The sequence below is a fragment of the Embleya sp. NPDC055664 genome (assembly GCF_053618075.1).
Genome location: NZ_JBSHGZ010000012.1, coordinates 109,838 through 132,959, shown reverse-complemented (window position 1 = coordinate 132,959; position 23,122 = coordinate 109,838). Strand labels below are relative to the sequence as shown.

At 72.6% G+C, this 23,122-nt stretch carries 19 protein-coding genes; 13 read left to right on the top strand and 6 right to left on the bottom strand.

Annotated features, from left to right (window positions below; translation table 11 throughout):
- Window positions 1–62 precede the first annotated feature (62 nt).
- Window positions 63–1,769, bottom strand: a complete 1,707-nt coding sequence (locus ACWGR4_RS21610) for a protein kinase domain-containing protein (RefSeq protein ID WP_452131375.1) — start codon at window positions 1,767–1,769, stop codon at window positions 63–65.
- Between the two features lie 279 nt (window positions 1,770–2,048).
- Between ACWGR4_RS21610 and ACWGR4_RS21605 the strand changes: the two genes are divergently transcribed.
- Window positions 2,049–3,671, top strand: a complete 1,623-nt coding sequence (locus ACWGR4_RS21605; RefSeq protein ID WP_380008399.1) for an acyl-CoA synthetase — start codon at window positions 2,049–2,051, stop codon at window positions 3,669–3,671.
- A gap of 29 nt (window positions 3,672–3,700) precedes the next feature.
- Here the strand turns inward: ACWGR4_RS21605 and ACWGR4_RS21600 are convergent, their stop codons facing one another.
- Entirely contained in the window at window positions 3,701–5,014 is a 1,314-nt protein-coding gene (locus ACWGR4_RS21600; protein ID WP_380008396.1) for a DUF445 domain-containing protein, read from the bottom strand.
- A gap of 231 nt (window positions 5,015–5,245) precedes the next feature.
- Here ACWGR4_RS21600 and ACWGR4_RS21595 point away from each other — a divergent pair, with 231 nt between their 5' ends.
- Window positions 5,246–5,575: a helix-turn-helix domain-containing protein gene (locus tag ACWGR4_RS21595; protein WP_452131376.1), complete on the top strand. Its 330-nt coding sequence runs from the start codon at window positions 5,246–5,248 to the stop codon at window positions 5,573–5,575.
- Window positions 5,576–5,623: 48 nt separating this feature from the next.
- Here the strand turns inward: ACWGR4_RS21595 and ACWGR4_RS21590 are convergent, their stop codons facing one another.
- Entirely contained in the window at window positions 5,624–6,373 is a 750-nt protein-coding gene (locus tag ACWGR4_RS21590) for a TetR/AcrR family transcriptional regulator (RefSeq protein WP_452131377.1), read from the bottom strand.
- 136 nt (window positions 6,374–6,509) lie between these two features.
- Here ACWGR4_RS21590 and ACWGR4_RS21585 point away from each other — a divergent pair, with 136 nt between their 5' ends.
- Window positions 6,510–7,367 carry an SDR family oxidoreductase gene (locus ACWGR4_RS21585; RefSeq protein ID WP_452131378.1) on the top strand — a complete coding sequence of 286 codons (858 nt, stop codon included), beginning with the start codon at window positions 6,510–6,512 and terminating at the stop codon, window positions 7,365–7,367.
- A gap of 165 nt (window positions 7,368–7,532) precedes the next feature.
- Window positions 7,533–8,210, top strand: a complete 678-nt coding sequence (locus ACWGR4_RS21580) for a hypothetical protein (RefSeq protein WP_380008381.1) — start codon at window positions 7,533–7,535, stop codon at window positions 8,208–8,210.
- A gap of 26 nt (window positions 8,211–8,236) precedes the next feature.
- Here the strand turns inward: ACWGR4_RS21580 and ACWGR4_RS21575 are convergent, their stop codons facing one another.
- Complete coding sequence (locus ACWGR4_RS21575) at window positions 8,237–8,611, bottom strand: ArsR family transcriptional regulator (RefSeq protein WP_452131379.1); 375 nt, start codon at window positions 8,609–8,611, stop codon at window positions 8,237–8,239.
- Between the two features lie 133 nt (window positions 8,612–8,744).
- Here ACWGR4_RS21575 and ACWGR4_RS21570 point away from each other — a divergent pair, with 133 nt between their 5' ends.
- The 7 genes from ACWGR4_RS21570 to ACWGR4_RS21540 all read left to right on the top strand — a co-directional run bounded on the left by ACWGR4_RS21570 (window position 8,745) and on the right by ACWGR4_RS21540 (window position 18,397).
- Window positions 8,745–9,995: an MFS transporter gene (locus ACWGR4_RS21570; RefSeq protein WP_452131380.1), complete on the top strand. Its 1,251-nt coding sequence runs from the start codon at window positions 8,745–8,747 to the stop codon at window positions 9,993–9,995.
- Between the two features lie 281 nt (window positions 9,996–10,276).
- Window positions 10,277–11,662 (top strand): hypothetical protein, encoded by a 1,386-nt coding sequence (locus tag ACWGR4_RS21565; protein WP_452131381.1) that lies wholly within the window; start codon window positions 10,277–10,279, stop codon window positions 11,660–11,662.
- Window positions 11,663–11,682: 20 nt separating this feature from the next.
- Entirely contained in the window at window positions 11,683–12,267 is a 585-nt protein-coding gene (locus tag ACWGR4_RS21560; protein WP_452131382.1) for an SUKH-4 family immunity protein, read from the top strand.
- Between the two features lie 40 nt (window positions 12,268–12,307).
- Window positions 12,308–13,147, top strand: a complete 840-nt coding sequence (locus tag ACWGR4_RS21555) for a nucleic acid/nucleotide deaminase domain-containing protein (RefSeq protein ID WP_380008366.1) — start codon at window positions 12,308–12,310, stop codon at window positions 13,145–13,147.
- 76 nt (window positions 13,148–13,223) lie between these two features.
- Window positions 13,224–15,491 (top strand): hypothetical protein, encoded by a 2,268-nt coding sequence (locus ACWGR4_RS21550; RefSeq protein WP_452131383.1) that lies wholly within the window; start codon window positions 13,224–13,226, stop codon window positions 15,489–15,491.
- Between the two features lie 139 nt (window positions 15,492–15,630).
- Complete coding sequence (locus ACWGR4_RS21545) at window positions 15,631–16,317, top strand: WXG100-like domain-containing protein (protein WP_380008360.1); 687 nt, start codon at window positions 15,631–15,633, stop codon at window positions 16,315–16,317.
- A gap of 187 nt (window positions 16,318–16,504) precedes the next feature.
- A complete protein-coding gene (locus ACWGR4_RS21540; RefSeq protein ID WP_452131384.1) occupies window positions 16,505–18,397 on the top strand; it encodes a propionyl-CoA synthetase in 1,893 nt (630 codons plus the stop codon).
- A 27-nt stretch (window positions 18,398–18,424) separates the two neighbouring features.
- Here the strand turns inward: ACWGR4_RS21540 and ACWGR4_RS21535 are convergent, their stop codons facing one another.
- Window positions 18,425–19,426, bottom strand: coding sequence for a glutamate ABC transporter substrate-binding protein (locus ACWGR4_RS21535; protein WP_452131385.1), 1,002 nt, complete (start codon window positions 19,424–19,426; stop codon window positions 18,425–18,427).
- A gap of 132 nt (window positions 19,427–19,558) precedes the next feature.
- Between ACWGR4_RS21535 and ACWGR4_RS21530 the strand changes: the two genes are divergently transcribed.
- A complete protein-coding gene (locus tag ACWGR4_RS21530) occupies window positions 19,559–20,041 on the top strand; it encodes a hypothetical protein (RefSeq protein ID WP_452131386.1) in 483 nt (160 codons plus the stop codon).
- Between the two features lie 81 nt (window positions 20,042–20,122).
- Complete coding sequence (locus ACWGR4_RS21525; protein WP_452131387.1) at window positions 20,123–20,314, top strand: hypothetical protein; 192 nt, start codon at window positions 20,123–20,125, stop codon at window positions 20,312–20,314.
- Between the two features lie 228 nt (window positions 20,315–20,542).
- On the opposite strand, the gene ACWGR4_RS21520 is transcribed toward ACWGR4_RS21525, so the two are convergent.
- Window positions 20,543–22,855, bottom strand: coding sequence for a protein kinase domain-containing protein (locus ACWGR4_RS21520; RefSeq protein WP_452132615.1), 2,313 nt, complete (start codon window positions 22,853–22,855; stop codon window positions 20,543–20,545).
- Window positions 22,856–23,122: the final 267 nt, after the last annotated feature.

Here is a 23,122-nt window from a genome sequence, read left to right as displayed (position 1 = left end):
GGCCCGCCGGGTCAGGGACGGCAATCCCCCGGCGGGTCCTCATCATCTCGACGCGTGTGCGGTCACGCGGGTTGCGTCGATCGATCGGAAAATTTCGGCGATGTCGCGGCCGGGCGCCGGGAGCGCACCTCGCGGGCCGGTTCGATCGAGGCCGGCAGGGCGAGCACGACCCACAGGGTGATCATCGGTTTGCCGTTGGTCAGCGACGTGCACGACCAGCCGGTCAGGGCCGCGAACAGCCAGAACGCCGCGATGTACAGGGCGGGGGTGTCCCGCCGCCGCAGGAACGCGACCAGGAAGACCAGGGCGAGCAGCGCGAACGGCACGATGGCGGTGAACTCCTCGGCGGCCAGGTCGTTCGCGCTCCACCGGTCGGAGTCGCCGTAGGCGGAGAAGGCCTGCCGTCGGTAGATGTGGCGGTAACCCGGCGCGAACAGGGCCGCGACCAACACCGCGAGCGGCCCCCACACCAGTACCACCGCCAGCCGCGCCGACCACAGCAGCGCGACCGCGGCGAGCACCGCCGAGGCCAGACACAGGTGGTTGAACCCCTTGAATCCGTCCGGTCGGGCGCTCAGCCACGCGGCCGCGAGCATCGCGCCGCCCGCGACGGCGAGCAGGCCGTCGGCGCCGAGCCGGAAGCGGACCGCCCAGGGGCCGCCGGAGCGCTGTGGTGCGGAGCCGACGGACGGCGGGAGATCGGGCCGCCAGGGCGGCGGGCTGAAGTCGAAGGGGGGCGGCGGTCCCGGGTCGGGCGGACGCGGCGGTCCCGGGTCGGGCGGACGCGGCGGTCCCGGGTCGGGCGGCCGGCCCCGCATCGGCGCCGGCGACGACATCGGGGTCGGCGACGGATGGCCGGTGCCGGTGGTCACGACCGGATTGGGGCCTCGACCCGGCTGCCGGTCGGCGTTCGGGTTGTGGGCGGTGTCGGGAGCGGGCCCGCTCGCGGCCGACCGGCTCCGGACCTCCTCCGGCGCCGTGCGCAGCCGACTCGCGGTCGGGAACCTCTCGTCGGGGTGCTTGGCCGGCAGCCGCAACACCACCGCGTCCAGCTCCTCGGGCACCTGCGGGCGCATCGCCGACGGCGGGGTCGGCGGCTTGGACAGGTGCTGGTGCATCACCGCGAACGGCGAATCGGCCAGAAACGGCGGCCGGCCGGTGAGCAGTTCGTAGACGAGCGCGCCGAGCGAGTACAGGTCGGTGCGGGCGTCGACGTCGCGCCCCTCGATCTGCTCCGGGGACAGGTACGCGGGAGTGCCCACGGTCATCCCGGTCGCGGTCAGCCGGGTGGTGGTCTCGGCGAGCACCTTGGCGATGCCGAAGTCGAGCACCTTCACCCCGCCCGTCGAGGTGAGCATGATGTTGGCGGGCTTCAGGTCGCGGTGCACCACGCCGTGGCCGTGACTGTGCACGAGCGCGTCGGCGATGTCGTGTGCGATCGAGACGGTGCGGCCGATCGGCAGCGGGCCCTCGCGCAGGGCTTCGGCCGGCGTGCGACCGTCGACGAACTCCATCACCAGGAAGGGGATCGGCTCGGCGCCGGTGGTGTCCTCGCCGACGTCGTACAGCGTCGCGACGCCCGGGTGGGACAACCCGGCGACGGTGCGTGCCTCGCGCCGGAACCGGTCCCGGAACTCCTGCTGCCGGGTCAGCTCGACGGGCAACACCTTGACCGCGACGGTGCGGCCCAGCTCGCGGTCGACGCCGCGCCGGACCACGCCCATCCCGCCGTGCCCGACCGACTCCAGCAATTCGTATCTGCCACCCAAACGCGCATGTCTCCCCCCGGAGTTCGGTCGTGGGTCGGGCGTGGCCGCGCAAGTATGGAGCAACCGGCTGTTCGGGGACATATGCCGGGCCTTCGTGGCGAGAAAGTACCGCCGTGCGGGCGGGTTCCGACAGTGCTTTGCCGGATCATGGCGCGGCTATTCTTTTGATCGAGTCAAGGGTAAGTTGGCCCGACCCTGCTTCCGACCGGATGGGATCCCTGCCTCGGCCCCGGATCCCCGGCGTCGGGAGCATCCGTACATCCGCCGTGGGAGCCGACCATGACGCCCGTCAGCCCGTCGTTCAACCTCGCCGACCTGTTCGAGATCGTGGTGGACGCGATCCCCGACCGCACCGCGATGATCGCGGGCGAGGTACGCCTGACATACCGTCAACTGGACGAGCGGGCCAACCGGGTCGCGCACCACCTGCTCGGGGCCGGGATCGAGCCCGGGGACTTCGTCGGGATCCACGCGTGGAACCGCGCGGAGTGGGTCGAGGCGATGATCGGCTGCCACAAGGCGCGGGCGGTGCCGATCAACATCAACTACCGCTACGTCGAGGCCGAACTGCGCTACCTGTACGAGAACTCGGGCATGGTCGCGGTGATCGCCGAGCGCTCGTTCGCCGGCGCGACCGCGGCGATCCGGGCCGACTTCCCGACGCTGCGGCACGTGGTGATCCTGGAGGACGGCTCGACCGAGCCGGCCGAGGGCACCGTGGGCTACGAGGACGCGCTCGCCGCGGCCTCGCCCGCGCGCGGCTTCGGCGCGCGCAGCGACGACGACCTGTACGGCCTGTACACCGGCGGCACCACCGGGATGCCCAAGTGTGTGCTGTGGCGCGGCGAGGACATCTTCTTCGCCGCCCTCCAGGCCGGGCGCGGCGCCCGGCCGAAGCTGCGCACGCCGGGCGAACTCGCGGAGACGGTGCGCGAGTCGGCCGGTATGACCACGCTCGGCCTGGCGCCGATGATGCACGGCGGCGGGCAGTGGTCGATGTGGAACACCTTCTACATGGGCAACACGTTCCTGATGTGGACCGGGCGCGCCTTCGAGGCGGACGCGGTGATGGCGCTGGCGTCGCGGGAAAAGGCGCTGTCGATGGCCGTGGTCGGCGACGGCATGGGCCGGCCCCTCGCGGACTGGCTGGCGGCCAACCCCGACACCTACGACCTGTCCGCACTCAAGGCGATCAGCAACGGCGGGGCGCCGATGAGCGCGGCGGTGCGGACCGCGCTCGAACAGGCCGGGATGTTCGTGATCGACAGCTTCGGCGCGTCGGAGACCGGCGCCGCCATGCGGCAGACCGGCGCGCCGGGCACGGCCACCCGGTTCGCCTCCTCGGAGACCACGACGGTCCTCGACGATCGCCTGGTGCCGGTCGAGCCGGGCTCGGGCGACGTGGGCCGCCTGGCCGTCGGCGGGCACATCCCGCTCGGGTATCACGGCGACGACGAGAAGACGCGCGCCACGTTCGTGCGGGACGCGAACGGGCGGCGGTGGGTGTTGCCGGGCGACTACGCGCAGCTGGACAAGGACGGCAGCATCCTGCTGCTCGGGCGGGGCAGCGCGACCATCAACACCGGCGGCGAGAAGGTGTACCCGGACGAGGTCGAGGACGCGCTGAAGTCGCACGCGGACGTGTTCGACGCCGTCGTGGTGGGTGTTCCCGACCCGCGCTTCGGCCAGGCGGTAACCGCGCTCGTGGTGCTGCGCGAGGGCGCCGACCCGGGGGCGGAGGCGATCACTGCGCACGCCCGGACCCGGATCGCCGGCTACAAGACGCCCAAGCGCATCCACTTCGTCGAGTCGATCCCGCGCACGGCGGCGGGCAAGGTGGACCTGCGGGCGGCCAAGGCGCGGGCGGAGGAGTTGTCGGAGTCGGCGCGGCCGAGCAGCTGACTGCGGCGGCCGGCGTCGTCGGGGTCGGTTCAGCCGAGCACCTGGGTGAGGGTGTGGATCAGCAGGCCGACCAGCGCGCCGACGACGGTGCCGTTGATCCGGATGAACTGGAGGTCGCGGCCGACGTTGATCTCGATCTTGCGGCTGGTCTCCTTGGGATCCCAGGCGCCGACGGTGTCGGTGATCAGCGCGGTGATCTCGTCACGGTAGGTGGTCACCACGTAGGCGGCGGCCTGCTCGATCCAGCGATCGGCCTTGTCGCGCACGCGCGGGTCCTCGGCGAGCCGGGTAGCCAGGGAGCGGATCGCGTCGGTCGCCCGGTTGCGCAGCGCGCTGTCGGGGTCCTCGGTGGCCTCGACCAGCATCGCGCGCGCGGCACCCCACACCGACGCGATCAGGTCCTGTACGGCCGGGTGCGCGATGGTGCGGTCGCGCAGCCGCTCTATCTGGGCGATCATCGCCGGGTCGTGCTGGAGGTCGCGGGCCACGTCGGCGAGGAAGGTGTCCACCGCGAGTCGGGCGGTGTGCTCCGGGTCGTCGCGTACCGCGCCCGCGAAGCGCACGAGTTCGCGGTGCACCTTGTTGGCGATCTGGCGGTCCAGGAAACGCGGGGACCAGCCGGGGGACTCCTCGCTGACCACGCGCAGCACGGCCTCGCGATGCGTCTCCAGCCAGTCGTGCGCCTTGGTCGCCACCAGATCGACCAGGCCGTGGTGGGCGCCGTCGCGCACGAGCCGGTCGAGCAGTTCGCCGATCGGCTGGGCGACGGCCTGGGCGGAGACCCGACGGGTGATCGCCTGGCCGAACACGTTCTGCACGTCCTCGTCGCGCAGCACGGTCAGCGCGGCGCGGGCGAGCGCGCCCAGCTGTTCGGTGACCCGTTCGGCGTGCCCGGGGGCGGCCAGCCAGGTGCCGGCGCGTCGGGAGACGTCCATGCGGGCCAGGCGTTGCCGCACCACCGCGTCGGAGAGGAAGTTCTCGCCGACGAACTCGCCGAGATTGCGCCCGAGGGCGTCCTTGCGGGTCGGGATGATCGCGGTGTGCGGGATCGGCAGCCCGAGCGGGCGCCGGAACAGCGCGGTCACCGCGAACCAGTCGGCCATCGCGCCGACCATCCCGGCCTCCGCCGCCGCCTGTACGTACCCGGCCCACGCCCCGGCCCCCCGAGCCTCGGCCCACCGCGCCAATACGAACAACACGACGGCGAACACCAGAAACCCGGTGGCGATCACCTTCATCCGCCGCACCCCACGCAACTTCTCCACCTCGGCGGCAGTGCGATCGGCGCCGCCGACGGGTCGAGAACGTGGAGCCGGGGCCACGGGTTCGGCCAGATCTTCCATGAGGGTCATTGTGATGATCTGCCCACCCGAATAGCCGCCACGACACCACCCAGCCAGGTGGCCCTCCTCACGCCCCCGGCAACCTCCCCCGGAGTCGGATCCTTCGCTTCGGCAAATATAAGCCCGGGGTTATATTCGACGCAGGTCGATGGTCAGGTGGTACGAGGAAGCGATTCCGCTCGCGGAGGCTCGGTATCAGGAGTACCGCGAGGAACAGAAGGAGCAGCGATCATGAGTCCCGCACGGCGCCGGCAGGACGTCAAGGCCGATGCCCACCGCGTCGACCCGGACCTGGCCGATCCCGGGGTGCGGTCGCGGGCCCGGGTGGAACCGGACGCCTATGTCGTCGGCTTCCACCTGAAGGAACTCCGCAAGTCCCTGGGACGAACGCAGGCCGAGGTGGCGGCGGTCCTCGGGGTTTCCCAGGCGCGCGTGTCCCAGATCGAGACCGGTGACCCGGAGGCCATGGAACTGGAGACGCTGCGCTCGTATGCGGCCGCGCTGGGTGGGCGGCTCGACGTCACCGTCGACATCGGCGACATGTCGTTTCGGGTGGCCTGAACGACGACGCCGGCCCTGCCGGGGATCGGCCCGCGGCGGGGGTTGGGGTCAGGGGGATCGGGGTGGGCGGGCGGGGGTGGTGAGGATGCCGTTGAGCAAGACCTCGATGGCCCACGCGTCGCGTTCGTCGCCGGAGCCTTCGGTGAGGGTGGGGCGCATGGCGACCAGGTGGGGGTATTCGGTCGCGGACAGGCGGGCGAAGGTTTCGTTCATTTCGGCCACCGCGCTCTCCTCCGTTTGGCCCCGTTCGCCCTTGGCGGCGTAGGCGGACTGTTCGGTCGCGGCGGCGGTGATGTACAGGTTGATCAGGTCCAGGGCGAGCGAGCGGGTGAGGTCGTCGATGTCCGCGCCGGCCAGCAGGGCCAGGATCGTGTCGGCGAGAGCCAGGGCGTTGGGGCCGGTCGGGACGTCGCCCAGGGCCACCGACGCGATGCCGCGCCGGTCGCCGAGGACGGTCACGGCGTTGCCGATCAGCGTGGTCAGCTCCGCCCGCCAGTGCGGCACCGGCGCGCCGACCGGCCCGACGGCGGGCAGCGGGATCTCGCCCACCACCCGGTCGTAGACCAGCGCCAGTAGTTCGTCCCGGTTCGCCACATAGACGTACAGCGACGCCGCGCCCGTGTCGAGCGCCTGGGCGACCCGCCGCATGGTCACCGCGTCCAGCCCGTCCGCGTCCAGGATCGCGAGCGCGGCGGACACGAGCGCGTCGGCGCTGAGTGCGGCCTTGGCCGGGCGGGTGCGGCGGCTGACCGGGGCGGCGGGGGCGGACCGTCGAGGTGCGCCGGGAGGGTTCGACATGGTCCGAGCATAACGCCTTGACGGAACACTGTTCGGAACGTACGTTGTTCGTAACGAACATCGTTCGCTCGGATTGCGCGGGCCCCTGGCCGACGCGCCACGGCGGCCCCATACATACGCAAGGACTTCGATCACCATGACCACCCTCGTCACCGGCGCCCGCGGCAGTGTCGCCCGCGGCGTCGTCACCCGCCTTCTCGCCGCCGGCCGCGACGTCCGGATCGCGAGCAGCGACCCGACCGCCCTCGCCCCGCCCCCCGGCGTCGAAGCCGTTCGGCTGTCGCTGCGCGAGCCCGCCGCCGACGCCGCCGCCGCGCTGCGCGACGTGCACAACGTCTTCCTCTACGCCGAGGCGGCCGGCATCGCCGACTTCCTGGCGGCCGCGCGCACCGCCGGCGTCCGGCACATCGTGCTGCTGTCCTCGGCCGCCGCCGCCGCTCCCGACCCCGCCGCCAACCCGCTCGCCGCGAGCCACCACGCGGTCGAGGTCGCCGTCGCCGAATCCGGCCTCCCGTACACGGTGTTGCGCCCCGGCGCGTTCGCCGGCAACACGATCGGTTGGAAGTACCAGGTGCTCGGCGCCGGCGGCATCCAACTCCCTTATCCCGATGCCCAGTTGGCCCCGATCCACGAAGACGACATCGCCGACGTCGCCACCGCCGTGCTGCTGTCCGGCGACCACCTCGGCGAAACGCTGGACCTCAACGGCCCCGAATCGATGTCCTTCGCCGAGCAGATCGCGATCCTGTCCGATGTCCTCGGCCACGCGCTGCCGTTCGCCGAGGTGAGCCGCGAGGAGGCGCTGGCGGGGCTGACCCGGCACATGAACGAGGGCTACGCCAACGCCCTTCTCGACCTGTGGCAGCACGCCGTCGACCCCGAGCCCGTCTCCGGCACCACCGAGGCGATCACCGGCCGGCCCGGGCGCAGCTTCCGCGCCTGGGTCCTGGACCACCGCGAGGACTTCGCCGAACTCGCCGCCCCGCGCCGGTAAGTCCCCTGCACAGAGCCCGATATGGGCACGGACCCACCGGTCGGACGGACATTCCGCCCGACCGGTGCACGCTTTGGTGGGGTTCTCGCTCCCACGTTCCCCACGGGGCCTCCGTGCTGTCTACCCTGCTGTCCAGACCGGCCGTTTACCGAACTCTGGACGCACATGACCGTCGCGCTTCACACCGGCGCGGGTGCCGCAATCGAGGTACGCCGCGCACTCCAGGCTGATGAAGCCAGGGACGTGCCCGCCCATACGTGGGTCGGCCCGATCGTCCGGGTCCGCCCGCAGGGCGAACGGCACTACGAGGACGTCGCGTACATCGACGCGGCGCCCACCGACGGCATGGGCAGCTCCCCCTCGCGGCATCTGGTCCTGTGGGCCGACCGCGCCCGCCGACAGCGGATCGCCGCGGTGGGGACCTACTCCGCCGCGCCCGACTACGCGGTCTACAGCATCACCGGACCGGCCGGGGAGCACCTGGCGACGGTGCACCGCGAGCAGGGCAGCATCCGTCGACTGCGCCGCACGTCCTGGACGATCCGCCCGGCCGAGGGGCCGACGCTGCACGCGGCCAAGGGAACCACGTTCGGCTGGATCGCGTGGTGGGCGCTGTCCCCGCTGTGGGGGCTGATGATGGCCGTGGCCGTACTGGGCGGCAAGGCACCGAGGTTGCCGCTGCGCACCATCTGGCGCCACGACGGCAGGCGCGTGTTCGAATACCTGGGCAGCGTCGGCACCACGGACTCCTACGAGTTGCCGCCGGGCCACACCGACTGCCGGATACTCCTGGCCCTCGCGGCCCTGCACAACAGCCACCCGGGCTGGTACGACCGCCTGTAGGGCGTGGCCCGGTCCGGGAACCGTCCTCAGGCGTCGGTCGGTTCGGGGGCGGGTGTCCACTCGGCGACCAGGTCCAGCAGGCCCGGGAAGCGGTGGTCCAGGTCGTCGACGCGGACGTGGCTGCGGCGTTCCAGGCCGTACTGGCGCTGCCGGATCAGGCCGGCCTCGCGCAGGGCGCGGAAGTGGTGGGTGAGCGAGGACTTGGGTTGGCCGAGGCCGAACCAGCCGCACGTGTGGTCGAACTCGGTCGAGTCCAGGAGCAGCGTGCGCACGATGCCCATCCGGAGCGGGGTGCTCAGCGCGCCCATGACCGCTTCGAGGCGCAACTCCCCTACCGCGGGCTCCGGCAGTGGCTCGGGGGCGTCGTCGGGGACCGGGCGGACGACCGCGTTGTGGGCCACTGGGCATCTCTCCTCGCCATGGGCGGCCGGCGCCGGCCGCTGCTGTACGAGTTGCATCGTACTGCACTTCATGTTCGAATCGACTCGTACAGTCAGTACGACTCGATTCGTACAGCCGTGTCCTGGGGGTTCCATGTCACCGACCGACGTCCGCCATGCGCCGATGCCCACCGCGCCCACCTCCGCCCCGTACCCGTCCCCGCCCGTGTCGCCCGCCCGGATCCGGCTCGCCGCCTGGCCGGTGACCGCCGTCTTCGTGCTCTCCAACGCAGCGACCCCGCTCTATGTCGTCTGGCGGCGCGAACTCGGCTTCTCCTCCGGCACGTCGACCGTGATCTTCGCGGCCTACATCGTCGGCCTGCTCGGCGCGCTCACCGTCGCCGGCGCGCTCTCCGACCGGATCGGCCGCAAGCCGGTACTGTTGCCCGCCCTCGCTCTGGCCGCGCTCGCGTGCCTCGTCTTCGCCACCGCCGCCTCGGTGCCCGCGCTCGTCGTCGCGCGCCTGCTCACCGGCATCGCCGTCGGCGCGACCGTGTCGGCCGGGATGGCCGCGGTCGCCGACGTCGCCGGGTCGACGCACCGGCGGCTCGGGGCGTTGGCGGCCTCGTCCGCGATGGTGCTCGGCGCCGGGCTCGGGCCGATGCTCGCGGGCGTGTTGTCCGAGACCGTGGCCGGGCCGACCACCACCGTGTTCGTGGTCGAGGCGGTGCTGCTCGCCACGGCGTTCGTGGTCGTGTACCGGTTGCCGCTCGCCCGACCGGCCGCCGCGCCCGCCACCGCCCGGTGGTTCCGCGTGCCGTCCGTGCCCGCCGCGAATCGCGGCCAACTGCTCCTTGGTATCGCGGTGTTCGCGCCCGGCATCACGGCCACCTCGTTCGTGCTCTCGCTCGGTCCCGCCCTCCTGGCCGACCTCCTCGACACGTCGAGCCGGATCGTCGCGGGCTCCACGGCGTTCGTGATGTTCGCCGCCGCGACCGGCGTGCAGTTCGCGGTGCGCCGGTGGGCGGTTCGCACGGTGCTGCTCGCCGGGGCCGCCGCGATCGCCGCCGGCATGATCGTGCTGATCGCCGCCGTAGACCTCGCGTCCGCACCCCTGTTGATCACGGCCGCGATCCTCGCCGGCGCCGGTCAGGGCCTCGGCCAACTCGGCGGCCTCACCCTCCTCGGCACGCATGTCCCGCGCGAGCGCGCCGCCGAGGCCAACGCGGCACTGAACATGGGCGGTTACCTGCCCGCCGGCCTGCTCCCGGTCGCCGTCGGCTACCTGAGCGACGCGGTGGGCCTGCGTACCGGAACCACGACTTTCGCGATCGTCCTGATCGGCGCGGCCACCGTCGCGGCGACCCTGGTGCTGACCAACCGCGCGGCAGCAGAGCGCAGTTGAGGTCGAGACCCGGCGCGATCGGCCGACACGTCCGTGCGGAAACACCCTCGACTGCCCCAGGATTTCCATTACTTGACCCGAATCCGGTTGGTTCCCTCGCGCATCGAACGTAGGTTGGTCGGCGTCGTTCGATCACTACGGGGGCAGTGGCGCGCGGCGGCCGCGAATGAGTCGCCCCGCATCGAACGGGCGGGCGCGCCTCGCGTCGGCCTCGGCGACCTCGGTTCGCCTTCTCCCGGAACGTCGTACGCACACGACGTCCTACGGGGAGGCGATCGGGGATGGGCAAGACGAAGACCGGCCCGAAAGGCGGCAATTCGGGCGCCTCGGGCATCGGCCACGACACGACCAAGCCGAGCGGCGGAGCGCCGACCGCGACCGTGCCCAAGGCACCCAAACGTCCCGGCGGCGACACCGGCGGCGCCCCCGGCGGCCCGCCGACGACCACCACCACCAAGACCGGCGCGCCCGCCGGACCACCGCCCAGGGGCGGCAACGGCTTCAGCCACAAGCCGGAACACGTGGAGTCCGGCGCCCGGGGCATCGACGCCTCCGCCGCCCGGATCGAGGCCGCGCACACGAAGTTGAGCGGCGTACTCCAGGCCAAGGGTTCGTTCTGGAACAAGGACAGCCTGGGCCAGACCTTCGGCAAGGTCTTCGAGCCGCTGTCCACCGGCCATTCCCGGGCCGGCGGGGCGCTCCAGCAGGCGGTCGCCAAGACCGCCGGGAACGTGCGGGTCAGCGCCAAGAAGACGGCCGCCACCGAGGAGGCCAACCTCAAGAAGTTCGGGCAGCGCATCGACGGCGACCCGAAGAAGATCGGCGACGCCGAGCGCGACGGCAAGGGCCCGTCGGGCAACGCCGCGCAAAAGCCCGGCTCGAACCGCACCCCGGTGTACTTCGTCGACGAGAACGGCCGGGTCCACCAATTGGTGAACGGCCAACTCGTGCCGGTCACCCCCGGAGGCACGAACAGCGGCATCGACCGGGTGCTCAATCCGGACGGCACGATCAGGGTCAACATCAAGACCGACGACGACGGCAATCCCGAACTCACCCCCAAGGGAAAACCGAAACGGGTCCCGGTGCCGGGTGGCAAGGGGAGATACGACCGGTTCGCGAAGCAGGAGCAGGCGGACAACAACGACGGCGCCGGTCCGCGCACTCCCGTGCAATCGCAGCGCCTGGAACACCCCACGGATCTGTCCCAGGCGGTAGAGGACGTGCGCCGGGCGGGCAACGACTACGGCGGGAACAACTATGCGTCGCTGTACTATCGGGACCCTTCCGGACAAGCCGCCGGCGACTTCATCCTGGTGGGCAGCAGCGGCCAGAACGGCGGTCACTCGGAACGAGCGATCGGGTTGCCGATGGTGCACAACGGCATGCAGAACGACGTGACCCGGCTGTATACCGAACGTGCGCCCTGCCAGGTTTTCCCGCGGACCGGCGGGGCCGGCTGCGACCTGTGGGTCGACATGCATCTCAACGGCCCGGGGCGCAGCTCCCCGCTGGAGGTCGGTCACGTCGCGGACTTCGATTCGAGTCGGCTCGACGGGGCGGACCGCAACGGTCCGTTCAACCTGTACATGTTCGACTTGGAGCAGCAGCACCAGGCCGGCAACACGAGTCCGCTCGCCGGTGTATACACGTACCGGTATCCCTGAGGCCGACGCTGGAGTAACGGATGATCTTCGACATCGACCGGGGCCGGCTCCTGGAGGCGTTTCCCGAGCGACGGGTCGTGCGTGCCTCGCGCGCCGCACTCGCCGAGGTGGAGGGTCGGGCCGAGGATCTGGACTTCCTGTGCGACGTGGGCCTGCCGCAGGGGCTGTTCCAGATCGCCCCCGCGCTGGCCGGCGAGGAAGGCGCGCAACCGTCGCGGCTGCTGGATCTCGGCGATCCGGACGAGGGTGTGGACCTGCCCGAGCTGGACGGCGTCGGCCCGGTACTCCTGCTGGGCGGAATCCAGTACTGGTACGTCTTCCTGCACCTGGAGACCGGCCGGATCCACGCATTTCCCGAGGACGGGTCGGACTACTGCACGATCAACGGGGACCTGTCCTCGCTGTGCACCATGTTGTGCCTGCTGGAACAGGAGACCCCGCGCACGGCACCGGGAACCCGGGGCCCGAGCAACGACGAATACGCGCACGTGGCCGACTCCATTCGAGCGCGGGTCGAGCCACACGATCCGCTTCCCTATCAGGGGGACAGCCTGTGGGTCTTTTATTTCGGGTCGTACACCGACGGCCTCTATCCACTGAGCTGAGCGATCGAGCCGAGCGATCGGGAAGGATACCCGCACCACCATGAACGTCGACCTCTCCGCCGCCCTCCACCAGCGCTTCGGCCGGGACGGGCTGCGCACGTACGCGTCGCCGGACCTCGACGGCCTGCCGCTGCCCGTGCAGGTCGGCGCGTACTTCATCGCCGCGGAGGACGAACACCCGCTCACCATGGGGGCGTTCGCCGACGCGGTGGGTGAGGTGCTGCCCGATGCCGAGCTTCGGGACCGGGTTCGGCTCGGGACCGACCAGGGGGCGGAGCTGTACGTCGCCGGCGACGGGTCGGTGCGAGCCCTGTTCCTCGGCGTCGACCTGCCCGCGATGGCCGTGGCGAGCAGTGTGGAGGCGTTCGCCGAAGGGTTGTTGACGCTCGATCAGATGTTGCCCCGGATCGCCGCCGTGGACGAGCCGATGGAGGGGTTCCCGCTGTACCGGGAGCTGCGCGAGGCGTTGACGGCGGCCGATCCCGCCGCGTTCGTCGAGCGCGAGGCGTGGTGGCCCAGGGTCCTGGACGACGTGCGCCTCCCGTTGAACATCGGCAGTTCGGCCGCCTTCGAGATCGTGGACGCCGGCGGCGAACCGAAGATCCTGACCGAGTCGTCGCGCCCGGGGCTGCCGCATCCGGAGGAACTGCTGTGGTATCGGCTGGCGGCCGGGGGAGTGGACGCCGAGGACGTTCGGCGGGTCTACTGCGAACTCGAACCCTGCCTGATGCCCGGCCACTACTGCGCGCTCTGGATGGGTCGCCTGTTTCCCGACGCCGAGTTCACCCACGGCTTCGGCTACGGGGAGAGCGCGCAGTCCCGGGAGGACGGCGTACGGGCGCTGATGACGCACATCGCCGAGCAGGCGGGAAACCGCTGACGGAGCGCCACACCGACCGGGCACGGTACGGGCGGCACACAGCGGTACGAGCGGTGGGAATCGGGGGACGGAGACCGTGGTCGACCAGGACGGGCATCGGCTGCCGCACATGACGGGTGGGCGACACCTCGCCGCCCGCGCGCTGCTCGGGTGGCTCGACGATCCGCGCTCGCCCCGGTTGTGTCTGGTCGGCGGCTCGCCGGGGGCGGGCAAGTCGCACCTGCTGGCCTGGCTGTACGCGGCCACTGCCGGGCAGGACACGCCGCCCGCACGCCGACTGCACGCGTTCGTCCCGGCCGGCGGATCGACGCTGCCCGGGGTCACCGTCGAACTGGCGCGACACCTGGGGGTCGCGGCCAGGACCCCCCGCCACCTCGTGGCCTGGGCGGCCCTGGACCCCCGGCGCACGGTGATCACGATCGCCGATCTCGACCACGCGGGCGTGCCGGGTCGCCCCGGGGAGGGCGCCCGGATCGTCACCGACCTGCTCGACCCGCTGCTCGACCTGCCGCACGTACGGCTGCTCGTGGAGTGCGCGGACGCCGCGACCCGGGCCGCGTTCACCCGGGTGGCCGGGCCGGCCGCGCTGGATCTGGACGAACCCAGGTGGACCCATCCGGGCCGGTTCGCCCGCTGGTACGCCGAACTGCTCGCCGCCGCGCCGGGCACGGCGCCGCCCGACGCCGATGTCGCCTACCCGCACCCTGGCCTGGCCCGGCTCGCCGCGCGGGTGGACGGGGCCTCGGCGTCGCCCGGTTCGCCCGCCTCGGCAGTCTCGGCAGTCTCGGCGGTCGACCCGGGCGGCACGACGGAGCGGTTCGCCCGGATCCACCGGGCGTGGTGGGCGGGCCTGGGTGAGGACGTGCGCTCGGCCGTGGCCGCCCTGTACGGCCTCGACCTGCCGCTGACCGCCCGGCAGTGGGCGATCGCCTGTTCGACCCTGTATCCGGGCCCGGTGCCGGGCCCCGGCGGCGCCGCTACGGATGCGCCGATCGCGGCGGCGACCCGTGCGCTGCCCCCGCTGCTCGACGGCGGCGACACCTGGGCGCTGCCGGCCGGGCCGCTCGCCGACTTCGTGGCGGGGCAGCGCCGGGAATGCCGCGATCCCGGCCGGGCGGCCCGGGTGCACGCGGCACTGCGGCGGGACGCGGACGCGGGCATCGTGGACCTGGCCGGGCTCTACGAGGCGGGCGAGGAGCGGTTGTCGGCGATCCTGGAGCACAGCGTGCGGATCGGGGACGCGGCGGCGCTCGCGGTCGACCCGATCGTGCAGGCGCTGGCCCGGCCGCACGTGGTGGCCGGCGCACTGGTGGCCACCGGGCAGTGGGCGGACCCGGCGCAGGCGGCGTTTCGCGGCGCGTACGGCACGCTGGTCGCGGAGCCCGCGCCGGGGGTGCGGGCGGCCCTGCTCGCGATGCACCGACTCGGCCGCGACGACGACGCCGCGCGCCGACTCGCGGCCCGGGCCGCGGCGCCGGGCTGGCGGGCCGAGTGGGCCCGGTGGGGCGAGGGCGACCCACAGCGGCCCGACCGGTGGCCGGGACCGGTGCTCGCCGCCGCATCCGGCCGCGGGGCGCTGGCGGGACAGGCGCTCCTCGTGGACGACACCGGCACGATCCGCACCGTGCGCGGCGCCGACGGCGGCATCGTCGGCCGGGTCGGCGCCTCCTTCGGGCCGATTCCGCTGCGCGCGCTCGCGAGCACCTACGGCGGCCGGGTGGCCACGCTGAACCGATGGGGCGGCGTGGACGTCCTGGACGCGGCCTACCACGGCCCGCGCGGCGCGCTCGAGGCCGGATTCCAGCGCCTGGTCAACACCTGCGGGGCCGAGCCGACCGTGCTGTGCGCACACCCGCTGCCCGCGCTCGGCGACGCCGAGGGCGCGGTGTGGTGCTACGCCCCGGCGCCGACCTCGGCATCGGCCCCGGCCGGCGACGAGCCACCGCCGCGCGGCGTGTTCTCCGCGCCGCTGCACACCGGCCCGGTCACCGCGCTGGGCGCGGTCCGCACCGGCACCGCCGGAGCGCCGACGCTGGTGATCAGCGGCGGACGCGACGGCCGGGTGCGGATGTGGAGCCCGGGCGCCGAGCCGGGCCCGGACGCGCTGGACGCGCGCGCCGCCCCGGTGACCGCGCTCGCCTGCGAACAGACCACCGAGGGCCTGCTGATCGCGGTGGCGTGGGCGGACGGCCCGGTCCGACTGCGCCGACCGGGCGACGACACGACGGTGGACCTGAACCCGGGTCTGCCGGTGACCGGGATCGCGGTGTCGGTGGAGGGCCACATCGTGCTGGGCACGGCCGCGGGGGTGATCGGACTGCGCCTCGAACGACCCGCCGGATGACGGTTGTTCGCATGTTCGGCGCAGGCGTGGGACGGGCCGACCGGGCCCGAAAAGCATGTACAAGGCCGGAATCGGTGCGTAGCGTCGACAGGACGCGCCCCGCCGGCTCGGGCGTGGGCGACGACGACGGGGGTCGACTGTGGGCATCACCGTACCGGGCTATCTGGACACGGCACTGGACGTCATCGGGATCGACTGGCCCAATCTCGACGAGGACGAGTTCAAGGAACTGGCGGTCGCCTACCGCGAGTTCGCGGACGAGATCGACGAGGCGCGGGCCGACGGCAAGAACGGCGCGGCGTGGATCCTCTCCGGCACCAGCGGGATGGCCGCCGAGGCGTTCGAGGCGCACTACGGCAAGCTGAACAACGAGCATCTGCACGACCTGGCCGAGGGCGCCCGGATGTTGGCCAAGGCGCTGGACGCGGCGGCGGTGGTGATCGAGGTGGCCAAGGGCAGAGCCATCGCCCAACTGATCATCCTGGCCGATGCGATCGCCGCCGCCGCGGCTGCGGCCACCTTCACCTTCGGCCTGTCCGCGATCGCCGGCCTTGCCGAGGTCGGTATCGTGCGCACCGCGGTCAAACGCATCTTCAAGGAACTCGAGGAAGAGCTGATGGCCCGGGTGATCGAGATCGCCACCGCACCCGCCGTGGCCGCCCTCGAAGGCACCGCCAACGAACTGCTGTCCCAACTGGTGGAGAACGAACTCGGCGCGCGCAACGGCTACGACTTGGACGCCGCGATCGACGCCGGCAAGCAGAGCGGCCGGGACGCCATGCCGACTGCGTCCAGCATCGTCACCACGCTGAACCCGGTGGCCTGAACAGGGCGGCCCGAACCGGCTCGTATCGGCGGCCTGCACGGGCGACCCGAACCGGCCGCCCCGACCCGCCCGCGCGCGTCCGAACGCCCGTTCGTGCGTCTTGACTTCGTGCCGCTCCGTCGGGATCCTGCCGGCGGGGCGGCATCGTCACACCGCGCCCTGCCGCAACCACCGAGAGGAACCGCGGATGAGTCGCGACCAGGGCGGGGCGTACGCGTCGGCGTATCGGCGAAGCCTCGACGACCCCGACGGATTCTGGTTGGCGGCGGCCGAGGCGATCGACTGGATCACCCCGCCCACCCGGGCCCTGGACGACTCCGCCGCGCCGCTGTACCGCTGGTTCCCCGACGGCGTGCTGAACACCTGCTTCAACGCCCTGGACCGGCACGTGGCGGCCGGCCGCGGCGACCAGGCGGCCATCGTGTACGACTCGCCCGTCACCGACACCCGGCGCCGGTTGAGCTACGCCGAACTCCTCGACCTGACCGCGAGGTTCGCCGGCGTGTTGCGCGGCCTCGGGGTCGCCAGGGGCGATCGGGTCGTGCTCTACCTTCCGATGGTGCCCGAGGCGGTGGTGGCGATGCTCGCCTGCGCCCGGCTCGGCGCGGTGCACTCCGTGGTGTTCGGCGGATTCGCCGCCCACGAGTTGGCGGTGCGGATCGACGACGCCCGGCCCACCGTGGTGGTGGCCGCGTCCTGCGGCATCGAGCCGACCCGCACCATCGCCTACAAACCGCTCGTGGACGCCGCCCTGGCCGAGGCCACACACCGCCCGGACCACGTGGTGATCCTGCAACGCCCACAGCTCACCGCCGAGTTGACGGACACCGACCTCGACTGGGACACCGCGATGGCGAGCGCCGAGCCGGTCGCGTGTGTGCCGGTGGCGGCCACCGACCCGCTCTACATCCTCTACACCTCCGGCACCACCGGCCCGCCCAAGGGCATCGTCCGGGACAACGGCGGGCACGCGGTGGCGCTGCGCTGGTCGATGGAGAACATCTACGGCGTGCGGCCGGGCGAGGTGAGCTGGACCGCCTCCGACGTGGGCTGGGTGGTCGGCCACTCGTACATCGTCTACGCGCCGCTGCTCACCGGTTGCACCTCCGTGCTGTACGAGGGCAAACCGGTCGGCACCCCCGACGCGGGCGCGTTCTGGCGGGTGGCCGCCGAGCACCGGACCACGATGCTGTTCACCGCGCCGACCGCGTTTCGCGCGATCCGCAAGGCGGACCCGGAGGGGAAGCTGCTCGCCGGACACGATCTGTCCGCCCTGCGCGCCCTGTTCCTGGCCGGCGAGCGCCTCGACCCGGAGACCTACCGCTGGGCCGGCGACCTGCTCGGCGTGCCCGTGGTGGACAACTGGTGGCAGACCGAGACCGGATGGCCGATCGTGGCCGACCCGATCGGCCTGGAGCCGCAACCGACCCGGCCCGGCTCGCCGACCCTGCCGGTACCCGGCTACGACGTGCGGATCCTGGACCCGGACGGCGTCGAGGTGCCGCCCGGCACGGACGGATCCGTGGTGCTCAAACTGCCCATGCCGCCGGGCACGTTGACCGGCCTGTGGGGCGACGACGCGCGTTATGTCGCCTCCTACCTGACCGCCTTCCCCGGCCACTACCTCACCGGCGACGGCGGACGCAAGGACGCCGACGGCTACGTCTACGTGATGGGCCGCACCGACGACGTGATCAACGTGGCCGGACACCGGCTGTCCACCGGCTCGATGGAGGAGGTCCTGGCGGGCCATCCGGACGTGGCGGAGTGCGCGGTGATCGGGGTGGCCGACGAGCTCAAGGGCCAGGTGCCGCGCGGCCTGGTCGTGCTCAAGGCCGGCGTGGACCGGGAACCGGCCGAGGTGGCCGATGAGTTGGTTCGCCGGGTGCGGGACACCATCGGCGCGGTGGCCGCGCTGCGTCGGGTGGACGTGGTCCCCGCGCTGCCCAAGACCCGGTCCGGCAAGATCCTGCGCCGCACGATGCGCGACATCGCCGACGGCAAACGACCCGAACCGCCGTCCACGATCGAGGATCCCGCCGTACTCGACGCCCTGCGGCCGACGCTCGTCGACGAGTAGGACACCGCGGATCCGGGTGCGGCGCGATCAGTTCGCGTAGGACGCGGGCGGCGGCGACTGCGGGCCCAGCGGCACGGCCAGCCAGGTGTCGTACAACCGCTGCCACGACCCGTCACGCTTCATCCGCTCCAGCAGCCCGTTGGCGAAGCGTACGAAGTCCTCGTGCGCCAACGGGAAGGCCATGCCGTGCGGTTCGTCGCTGAACGCCGGCCCGACCACGACGGTGTCCGCGTCCTGCGCACGAAGTCCGTGCAGCAGCGCGGAGGTCGTCGAGATCGCGTCCACCTCGCCCTGCTGCAACGCGACCAGGCAGTCCGTCCAGTTCTCCACCGCGTAGGGCAGCACGCCCGCCGGATCGTCGCGCAGGAACACGATCGAGGTGGTCGCCCGCACCGTACACACCCGCCTGCCGCGCAGATCGGCGAGCGAATGCACATCGGAGTCGCTGCGGACCAGCACCCGCTGGCCGTCGGTGTAGTAGTCGCTGCTGAACGCCACCTCGTGCTTGCGCTCGCACGTGATGGTCATCGTGTCGATCACCACGTCGACCACCCCGGACCGGAGCACCTCGGGCCGCTGGGCCTGGGTGATCACCTTGTACCGGATGCGCGCGGGGTCGTCGGGGCCGCCGAAGATCGCCTGCGCGAGGGACTTGGCCATCTCGATGTCGAAGCCCTGGATTCGGCCGCTGCGCCGATCCAACTCGGCGAAGTAGCGGGTGTTCTGGTCCACCCCGACGATCAGGTAGCCGCGCCGCTGGACGGTCTCCATCGTGGACCCGGCCGGCATGCGACCGCCGGCGGGCAGCGGGTCGGGCGGGGTGAGGCTCCGGCGCGGGTCGCACGGCGCGGCGGTGGACGGTTTCGGGTAGTCGTCGGGGCCGGCCGGATGTGCTCCCGAGACGATCGGTTCGGCGGCGGTACGGACCTCCGCCGGCGGCGCGCCCGACGAGCCGGTACAGGCGGCCAGCGTGGCGGCCAGGGCGACGGCGGCTGCCGCGGTCGCCGTGCGGCGGGCTCCCCAGTGCATGCCACTCCCCGTGGGCCGGTGTTCCCGAGTGCCGGTGCGGTCCGATTATCGATCGGATCCGCCGGAAATCGGGACCGGCTACCCAAATAATGGGGGGTTCCCTCGGTGTGATCGATTGACTTTGGAGCGCGTGTGACCAGCTATGGCATCACCGGGCACATCAACCTCGCGGCGGGAACGGCGCCGTTGGTCGACCGTGCGCTCCGCGATCTGTTCGCCGGTGTCGCGGCGGAGGAACTGGTCGGCTACAGCTGCCTGGCGGCCGGTGCGGACGCGATCTTCGCCCGGGTCGTGCTCGACCTGGGCGGCCGGCTGGTGGTGTTGCTGCCGTCTGCCGACTACGGCGAGTCCAGGGTCGGCGCGGCCTATCGCACGACCTTCGACCACCTGTTGGCGGAGGCCGACGAGGTTCGGGTGATGCCGTACCCCCACGCCTCGCGGGATGCCTACGCGGCGGCCAACGAGAACCTGATTGCGGCGGCCGACGTGCTCTTCGCCGTCTGGGACGGCCGGCCGGACGACAACCGGGGCAGCACCGCCGAAGCGGTGACCCGGGCCCGCGCGGCCGGCAAGCAGGTCCACGTGGTGTGGCCCACGGGCGCGGCCCGCGCCTGAACGGACGGGGACGGTGAGGGAGTTGCCCACGATGGTCGACCGAATGTTCGAGCATGGCGGGTGGAGCGGTACACCTGACCCATGAAGACTTCCGGGTCGACTCCCATCTCCGTCGGCGTCCACGAACTCGCCTTCCCGGCCGGTGGCCCCGGACGCGTGGTGGACACCACGATCGTCGGCCTGCGGGTCCGCGAACTGCTGCTCGTGGCCCGGGACGGCCGAGGTACGGCTGGCCGCGGCAGGGGCTCCGGCGATCCTCGCGGCTCGTACTGAGCCCGGAACCGGGTCCGCCGGTCGTCGGGTGGACGACCGGCGGACCGGGTGCCGCGTGATGGGCCCTAGCGCGTGTCTTCAAACCCCCGCCGAGCTCCACGACGCCCGGCACCGCACCTCGCCGCCCCGGAGAAACAGGCGAATAGAACCACTATGCACTTGCTTCTCCGGCACGCCGATGCACGGCACCGAACGCCGCGGAGCCCGACGGGGGTTCGAAGACACGCGCTAGCGGGGTGAGTCCGCCTCGGTGGGGTGGTGGTGGGGAGCGGCGCCGAGTGGGGGTGCGCCCTGGGAGGTGGGCTTGCGGGCGTCGATGACGGCGAGGACCAGCGTGCCCAGGCCGGCGAGGCCGGCCAGTACGGAGATGCCGGGGAGCACCATGCCCAGGATCGTGTTCTGGGCGTCGCGCCACGCGGAGTCGGTGAGCCGGAACAGCCCTATTCCGACGGCGGTCACGCCGAGCAGTGCGATTACCGCGTGCCAGAGCAGCGGATTGGCCGGACGCTGCTCGGGAGTGGGGCGCTGCTCGGTCAGGCCGAGTGGGAAGGGCAGGCCGGAGCCCGGTTGCGGGGCCGCCGTCGCGGCGGCCGCGGGGGTCGCGGTCGGGAGCGGCGGTGCGGCGACCGGTGGCGCGGGGGCGGGCAACACCGTGGTGGCGCCGACCGGGCTCGCGGCCGGATGCTCCACCTTGACCGTCTCGGCGCCGGCCCCCGCCGGTGCGGGGCCGTCGGGCTTGCGCGGGACCTTGACCGTCTCGGCGTTGTTGCCGCGCCGGACGACCGGCACCTTGACCGGCTCGCCGCCGTCGTAGCCCCCCTTCGGCTTGCCCGACTCGGGCGCGGGGGGCGCGGGATCGGCGGCCGGCGCGTCGTCCTCGTCCTTGCCGATACGGACGGCGGGCACCGCCACGGGAGTGGTCACGTCGTCGTCCGCGGGCGGCGCGTCCTTCGCTCCGGCCTTGCCCTTCGGCTTGTCGTCGCGGGCGGCAGGCACGGCCACGGGGGTGGTCGCGTCGTCCTCGGCGTCGTCCGTGTCCGAACTTGCTTCGGTGGCGGGCGTATTGGGCTTGGCCTTGGCGCTTCGCGCTGCCGGTGTGGCAACGGGTGTGGCGTCGTCCTCGGCGTCGTTCGAGTCCGAACTTGCTTCGCTGGTGGGCCTGTTGGGCTTGGCCTTGGCGCTTCGCGCCGCCGGGGTGGCAACCGGGGTTGCGTCTTCCTCGGGGGCTTCCGTGTCGGAAGGCACATCGGTGGCGGGCCCGGCCTTGCCGACCTTGTTGCCTCGTGCCGCCGGGGTGGCGACGGGCGTTGCGTCGTCCGCGTCGTCATTGTCGTCGGCCGCCGGGCCGCCCGGCTTCGGCTTCGTGGCCTTGGCCGCCGTTCGAGCGGGCTTCGCCTCGGTGTCGTCGGCCGCCGCATCGGGCCGATCCGCCTCGTCGTCCGTCTTCCGAGCCGCCGCTGCGCCGGTGCGCGGTTTGGTCTTTTTGCTCGCCTTGGCCCCGGTGGCCGGCGCTGCCGCAGGTGTCGCGAGCGCGGCCAAAGCCGCGACCTCGGCCGTCTCCGGCTCCTCCGCCGGGTCCGAGCCGTCCGAGCCGTCCGCGTCCAAGCCGTCCGCGTCGCCCGGTTCCACCGTGTCCGCCTCGTCGGCGTCCGGTATCTCCACCCGCTTGGCCGAGGCCGCTGCCGCCTCCGCCGCGTGGGTCGCCAGCAGGGCCGCCGTCGCCTTCGGCAGCCAGTCCGTCGCCGGGTCGGCCGCCGCGAAGCGGGCCACCAGGTCGGCCGCGGTGGGTCGCGCGGTGGGCCGCTTCTTCAGGCATTCGGCGACGATCTCGCGCAGCCAGTCCGGGAGTTCGGTCAGGTCCGGCGTCTCCCGGACCACCCGCTGGGCCAGTTCGGCGGCCGACCCCGTACCGAACGGCGCCACGCCCGCCGCATGGCAGAGCACACCGCCCAGGGCGAACACGTCGATCGCCGGACCGATGGACCCGCCGGTGACCTGCTCCGGCGCCGGCAGCACCGGTATCTCCACCACGCCGGTCCGGTTCAGCCCGGCCGCACCCAGTGCCCGGGCCAGCGCGTAGTCCGCGACCCGGGGCCCGTCGGCGGCCAGCAGGACGTTCGCCGGCTTCAGGTCACGGTGCGTCAGACCCGCCTCGTGCACGGCCGCCAGGCCCTCGGCCAACCCGGCGCCCAACACCCGCAACGTCCGCTCCGGAAACGCCCCGTGCGCCTCGACGGCCGCCTCCAGGGACGGCCCCGCGACATGCTCGACCACCAGCCACGGGGGCGTGCCGTCGGCGTCGGCGTCCAGAACGTGGGCGACATGCGTGCCGCCGACCTCGCGCGCGGTCGCCATGTCCGTACGGAACCGTTCGAGGAACTTCTTGTCGGCCGCCAGGTCCGACCGCACCAGTTTGACCGCGACCTGCTCACCACCGGGCGCTCGACCGAGGAACACGGTCCCCAGGCCGGCCCGACCGAGTCGGGCCGACAGTCGGTACCGCCCGACAACCCCGGGATCGCCCGGCTTCAGCGGATCCATGACTGCCGCCCCCTCCACGTACGTACGTTCTGTGCCAAGGCAGGGAGTGGCCCCAGGGCACGCCGACGGCCCTGTCGGTCTCGCCTCCCCGCGGACTTCGCCGCAGCCTACCCCTCGGGTCGGGGTGTCACCGAGGACCCGGACCGCCCCGTCGATCTCCTGTTACCGACTCCGGACGGGCGCCGGAACACCGGGACATGTCCGGATTACGAGGTTCTGCCGGGCCGTGTGGGCACACTGGCTTCGCGGCAACCACACCCCGATATG

Bases quoted from the DNA above. Each gene is read 5' to 3' on its own strand.
- ACWGR4_RS21605 (WP_380008399.1), top strand. From the start codon at position 2,049: ATGACGCCCGTCAGCCCGTCGTTCAACCTCGCCGACCTGTTCGAGATC.
- ACWGR4_RS21600 (WP_380008396.1), bottom strand. From the start codon at position 5,014: ATGGAAGATCTGGCCGAACCCGTGGCCCCGGCTCCACGTTCTCGACCC.
- ACWGR4_RS21595 (WP_452131376.1), top strand. From the start codon at position 5,246: ATGAGTCCCGCACGGCGCCGGCAGGACGTCAAGGCCGATGCCCACCGC.
- ACWGR4_RS21590 (WP_452131377.1), bottom strand. From the start codon at position 6,373: ATGTCGAACCCTCCCGGCGCACCTCGACGGTCCGCCCCCGCCGCCCCG.
- ACWGR4_RS21585 (WP_452131378.1), top strand. From the start codon at position 6,510: ATGACCACCCTCGTCACCGGCGCCCGCGGCAGTGTCGCCCGCGGCGTC.
- ACWGR4_RS21580 (WP_380008381.1), top strand. From the start codon at position 7,533: ATGACCGTCGCGCTTCACACCGGCGCGGGTGCCGCAATCGAGGTACGC.
- ACWGR4_RS21570 (WP_452131380.1), top strand. From the start codon at position 8,745: ATGTCACCGACCGACGTCCGCCATGCGCCGATGCCCACCGCGCCCACC.
- ACWGR4_RS21565 (WP_452131381.1), top strand. From the start codon at position 10,277: ATGGGCAAGACGAAGACCGGCCCGAAAGGCGGCAATTCGGGCGCCTCG.
- ACWGR4_RS21560 (WP_452131382.1), top strand. From the start codon at position 11,683: ATGATCTTCGACATCGACCGGGGCCGGCTCCTGGAGGCGTTTCCCGAG.
- ACWGR4_RS21555 (WP_380008366.1), top strand. From the start codon at position 12,308: ATGAACGTCGACCTCTCCGCCGCCCTCCACCAGCGCTTCGGCCGGGAC.
- ACWGR4_RS21540 (WP_452131384.1), top strand. From the start codon at position 16,505: ATGAGTCGCGACCAGGGCGGGGCGTACGCGTCGGCGTATCGGCGAAGC.
- ACWGR4_RS21535 (WP_452131385.1), bottom strand. From the start codon at position 19,426: ATGCACTGGGGAGCCCGCCGCACGGCGACCGCGGCAGCCGCCGTCGCC.
- ACWGR4_RS21525 (WP_452131387.1), top strand. From the start codon at position 20,123: ATGAAGACTTCCGGGTCGACTCCCATCTCCGTCGGCGTCCACGAACTC.
- ACWGR4_RS21520 (WP_452132615.1), bottom strand. From the start codon at position 22,855: ATGGATCCGCTGAAGCCGGGCGATCCCGGGGTTGTCGGGCGGTACCGA.